This window comes from Actinophytocola sp. (assembly GCF_050699915.1).
Classification (GTDB): Bacteria; Actinomycetota; Actinomycetes; order Mycobacteriales; family Pseudonocardiaceae; genus Actinophytocola.
On sequence record NZ_JBOHGA010000333.1, the window covers coordinates 1 to 5010 of the forward strand.

Genomic DNA, 5010 nt, shown 5'->3' on the forward strand with positions numbered 1-5010 from the left:
CGGTCGCCGCGCCGGAGCTCGCGGCCGCCGGCGCCGGACCGCCCATCTCCCGGCCGCAGACGTCGCAGAACTCGTCGTCCGCGGACTGGTGACCGGCCGGACACGTCGGCATGGGCCGCCTCCTCAGCTCTCGGGGGAGTCGTTGGACTTCTTGCGCACTCGCATCGTCTTGCTGGACCGGGTGTCCAGGGTCATCTCGTCCACGGTGGCGACCTTGCGCTTGAGCCGCACCGTGCCGGTCTTGGCGTCCTCGACGTCGACGACCTTCGCGAGCAGCTTCGCGGTGTCCGAGTGGCCGGTCTCCGTGGCGAGCTGCACCGCACGGCCAAGCTTCGCGGTCGCGGTCCCCACGTCGCCCGCCTTGCGCGCCTCCAGGCCCTCCTGGATCACGTCGGCGAGCTCGGCCTGGCCGGTGTAGTGCGCGACCTCCCGGTTGATCCGGGTGGACAGCGCCGTGTCGTCGGTCCAGACGGCCAGGATGTTGCCCTTGCCCACCACGGTCTCCGCGCCGTCGGGCCCGGGCATCACCAGGCTCACCCGGCCGGCCAGCATCTTCTCGCCCGTCGCCGCGGCGGGGACCTGCACGCAGACGTGGTAGTCGCGGGTCTCCGAGCCCCACGAGCCGGTCGGGTAGTCGCCGCTGCGCGGCGGCCGCTCCGTGCGCCGCCCGGTCAGGTCGGACAGGGTCGGCTCCACCTGCTTGACGAACTTGATCGTCGCGCCCTGCGGCGTCCACAACCGCAGCGACACGTCGGCCACCGCCTTGTTCATCGCCGACGCCGCCATGTCCCGGAAGTCCGCCTCGAGCCCTTCCGGCTCGGCCACGATGTCGACGGTGCCGAGCAGCGCGTCGGCGATCTGGCGCAGCTCCTTGACCTCCCAGTCGGTGCCGACCCCGCGGGCGTCGCAGACGAAGTGGCCGGTCACCGCCTCGATCGTGCGGGTGAGCTGGCGCGGCGTCTCGTGCATGTTCTGCCCGTCGGTGAGCAGGATCGCGTGCCGCATCGAGCTGGGCTGCGTCTCGAACAGGCTGTCGGCCAGGCGCAGCCACTTGCCGATCGCGGTGCCGCCGTTGGCCGACAGCTTCGTCACGGCCTGCTTGGCCTCGGCCCGGGTCTGCGGGCTCGCCACCGCGAGGCCGTGCCGGTACGGGTAGATCAGCCGCGCCTCGTCGGTGCCGGCCACCACGGCGAACGCGACCCCGTCGCGCAGCGTGTCGACCGCGGCCGCGGTCGCCTGCTTGGCCGACGACAGCTTGGTGCGCGGCACGTGCATCGAGCCGGAGGTGTCGACGATGATCACCTCGGCCGCGGTCCCGGCCGGGGCGGGCGCGGCGGCGGGGGTCCCGGCGCCGGACGCGGTCACCGTGATGATCGCGTTGACCTCGGTGGCGCCGGCCGACAGGTACTCGTTCTGGTAAACCTCGACCGCGAAGTCCGGTGCTCCGGTCATGGTTGACTCCCTGAGGACTCGAGTTTCGGTGGGAACGGCACCAGCACGGTGGTGATGTTGTCGTGGCCGCCCAGCTCCAGCGCGATCCGCGTCAGGTCACTCGCCGCGGGCAGCAGGTCGACCTCGGTCGGCGCCCCCGGCAGCGCGTCGACCAGGGCCCGCGGCTCGGGCAGGTAGTTCCACAGCCCGTCGCTGCACAGCAGCAGCAGGCCGGGTCCGTCGGGCGCGAAGGTCAGCGTCCGCGGCTCGATCTCGCCGGCGTCCGCGCCGATCCACTTCGACAGCGCGTGCGCCTGGTGGACCGTCATCGCCTCCTCCTCGCTCATGCCCTCGGCGACGAGCTCCGCGGCGACCGTGTCGTCGACCGTCAGCGGCCGCGATCCCTCGGCAGACCCCTCGGCGCTGAGCCAGTAGGCCCGGCTGTCCCCGACCCACGCGATGGTCACCTCGGTTGGCGTGACGACCGCCGACACGTACGTGCACGACGGCGCGGTGCCCGGCACCGACGGGTCGGCGAGCGCGGTGACCTCCTCGATGGCGCGCGCGACCGCGGCCCGGGACGCACCCTCGCCGTCCTTGCCCTCGAGCGCGGCGTCCAGCAGCACGTCGAGCGCCACGTCCACGGCGCGCTGCGAGGCGTTGTCCGCCCGGTCAGACGTAGCCACGCCGTCGCACACCACCGCGGCCACGGCGGGGGTGTCGCCCGCGGCCGTGCCGAAGGCCATCGAGTCCTCGTTGCGGGCCCGCCGAAGCCCCTTGTCGCTGATGCCGGCGACCAGGCCCAGGTCGCTCTCCATCCGGTCCCGGCCGGCCGGCTGGGCGCGCCCGCAGTCCTCGCAGAACCCGTCCGCGCCGACGTTCGCACCGCCGCAGCCGACGCAGGGCGCGCCGGCCTCGACGGTCGCGAGCGGACCGCCGGCCGGGGTGCGGGCGACGAGCAGGTTCGCGCCGCAGCTCTCGCAGAACCGGTCCTTCGCCCCGACGGGCTCACCACACGGTGGGCAGGTCATCACACCCACGTCCTGGGCCGGATGCGGTTGGCCGAGTCCACCAAGGCGATGCGCTCCTTCGTGTTGTCCGCGTGCCTGGCCAGCGTGCGGTAACTGCGTTCCAGTCCGACGCGCAGCGAGTCCTCGGTCAGCGCGCAGCCGAGCACCGTGCCCGTCCCGTGCTTGCGCACGAGCGCCCATCGCAGCGCGGTGCCCAGCACCTCGCTGGCCGCGAGCGCCCGACGCTCGGCGTCGATCTCCAGGTCGGCGAGCTGCTTGCCGGCGGCGACCAGCTCGTCCTCGGCCAGCTTCTCCGGCTCCGGCACCCGCAGCCGGGCCCGGACCGCCGCGAGCTGCGCGGCGACGTGGTGACTGGAGGTCTCCGGCACCGAGCTGAGCACGTCCACCGCCTCCAGCCGCTCGCCGAGCGCGAGCAGCGCGCGGGCCAACCCGAACGCGGCGCTCACGTAGGCGCGGTCGGTGCGCCACACCGTCCGGTAGTACCGGTCGGCGGCCCGGTGGTCGCCGGCCGCCTCGGCACACAGCGCGATCGCGAGCTTCGGCGCGGCCTCGCCCGGGATCGCCGAGTAGACGCGGTCGAACCGGTCCCGCGCGACGGTCGTGTCGCCCACCGACAGCGCGGCGAGCCCGCGGTGCCAGTCGATCAGCCATGCCCGGTCCAGGTCCCTGGAGTCCCGGGCGAGCTCGTCGAGCAGCCGCCGCGCGGTGGCCACGTCACCCAGCTCGATGTGCGCCCTGGCGATCCGCAGCCGAACCTCCACAGTGGACTGCGGGGCCGTGCGCAGCTCCTCGATCAGCGCGGCCGGCTCGGTCGAGGTGACGGTGGCGAGGAACGCCGCGGCCGGGTCGGTGCCGTCCACCCGGGGCACCGGCAGCATCTCCACGATCGCCGCCAGGTCCAGCGGCGTGCCGGGCTCGGTCCGGATGCCGAACGAGCGGCGCTCCGGGGTGAACTCGGTCGACGCGCCCGGCCGGGGCAGCCCGTCCTCGGCGGCGAGCACCTCGCGCAGCACGCCGGTGAGCTGGTCCTTCATCTCCTCGGCGGAGGTGAACCGGGCGTTCGGGTCGTGGGCGACAGCGCGGCGCAGCAGCCGGTCGTAGGACTCGAACTCGGCCAGCATCGGCTCGTCCGCGGCCGTGGGCAGCGTGGTCTGGTGCTCGCGCTGGAAGTCGAACGGGAACGTCATCACCGCGAGCGTGCGGCCGATGGTGTAGAGGTCCGACGAGATCGACGGGCCCGCGCTCGCTATCTCCGGCGCCTGGTAGCCGATCGTGCCGTAGACCGCGCTGTCCTCGTCGTCGATGTGGCGCACCGCGCCGAGGTCGAGCAGCTTGAGCTGCTCCTCGGTCTGGATCACGTTGTCCGGCTTGAAGTCGCAGAACAGCAGGTCCAGCGTGTGCAGGTAGCCGATCGGCGGCAGCATCTCCAGGATGTAGGCGATCGCGCGGGGCAGCGGCAGGCACGCGGCCGCGCCCTGGGTCTGCCGGATCTCCTTGATCATGTCCTTGAGGGACCGGCCGCCCACGTACTCCATCACGATGTAGCCGACCGGCGTCTTCGTCGAGGCGTCCTGGTGCTGGACGAAGTTGTGGATCTTGACGATGTTCGGGTGCTCGACCTCGGCCAGGAACCGCCGCTCGGCCACCGCGGCGGCCATCGCGTCCGCGTCGCCGGTGTCCAGCAGGCCCTTGAGCACCACCCACCGGTCGGCGACCGCGCGGTCCAGCGCCAGGTAGATCCAGCCGAGCCCGCCGTGCGCGAGGCAGCCGAGCACCTCGTACTGGTCGTGCAGGATCTCGCCGGGGGAGAGCTTGGGAGTGAACGAGTAGTGGTGTCCGCACTTGGTGCAGAAGCCCTCGGGCCGCCCCGGGCTGCCGTCCCGGCCGCGGCCGACCTTGGTCCCGCAGTTGCTGCAGAACCGCTTCTCCTCGGGCACCCTCGGGTCGGACAGCACCGCCGACTTCGGGTCCCGGTAGGGCACCCGGGGGATCTCGACCAGGCCGGCGCCGAGCAGGCCGCGCGTCGACGAGCGGGCCGAGCCGCGGCGCGAGCTCGACGTCACCGCCCCGGAGGAGCTCGTCCAGGAGACGCTGCCGGTGCGCGCGCTGCCGGACCGGGTGCTGATGGTCCGCGTGCCGGCGGTCGGTGAGCTCGCCGTGCCCACGTCCGCCGCCGCTTCTGCCGCCGCCGGCGCGGGTTGGGTTCCGGCGGGTGCTTCGAGACCGCAGGTGTCGCAGAAGCCGTCCTCGTCGATGGTGCCGGCGCAGCCGGACCGCGCGCATGCGGTCATCAGGTTCCCTCCTCGGACAGCATCTCGGACTGTGACTCCGACTCCGGGCGTGGACGTTCCCGGTCCTGCAGGCCTTGTTGGTAGCGGTTGAGCGCACGGGTCGCGGCCGCCAGGTCGCACGGCGCGGTGAACAGCAGCTCCTGGGCGCGCAGGTGCAGCTTCTCCAGCGCCAGGTCCTCGCCGTAGCCCAGCCGCGCCGCCTTGACCCGGTAGGCCTCCAGCCGTCCGCGCAGCTCCGCGCGCCGGTCGAGCAGCCC

Annotated in this window: 3 protein-coding genes and 1 pseudogene; all 4 read right to left on the bottom strand. The window is 73.2% G+C overall.

Annotation, left to right across the window (positions count from 1 at the left end):
* Window positions 1–123: 123 nt before the first annotated feature.
* Window positions 124–1452: a vWA domain-containing protein gene (locus ACRDSK_RS31765; protein WP_431445093.1), complete on the bottom strand. Its 1329-nt coding sequence runs from the start codon at window positions 1450–1452 to the stop codon at window positions 124–126.
* Entirely contained in the window at window positions 1449–2462 is a 1014-nt protein-coding gene (locus tag ACRDSK_RS31770; RefSeq protein WP_431445094.1) for a protein phosphatase 2C domain-containing protein, read from the bottom strand. Before ACRDSK_RS31770 ends, ACRDSK_RS31765 begins: the two co-directional genes overlap by 4 nt.
* Window positions 2462–4753 (bottom strand): tetratricopeptide repeat protein, encoded by a 2292-nt coding sequence (locus tag ACRDSK_RS31775; RefSeq protein ID WP_431445095.1) that lies wholly within the window; start codon window positions 4751–4753, stop codon window positions 2462–2464. The genes ACRDSK_RS31770 and ACRDSK_RS31775 overlap by 1 nt, the downstream gene beginning before the upstream one ends.
* Window positions 4753–5010: pseudogene (locus ACRDSK_RS31780) on the bottom strand (hypothetical protein); the annotation flags it as partial. The gene ACRDSK_RS31775 and the pseudogene ACRDSK_RS31780, both read right to left, overlap by 1 nt.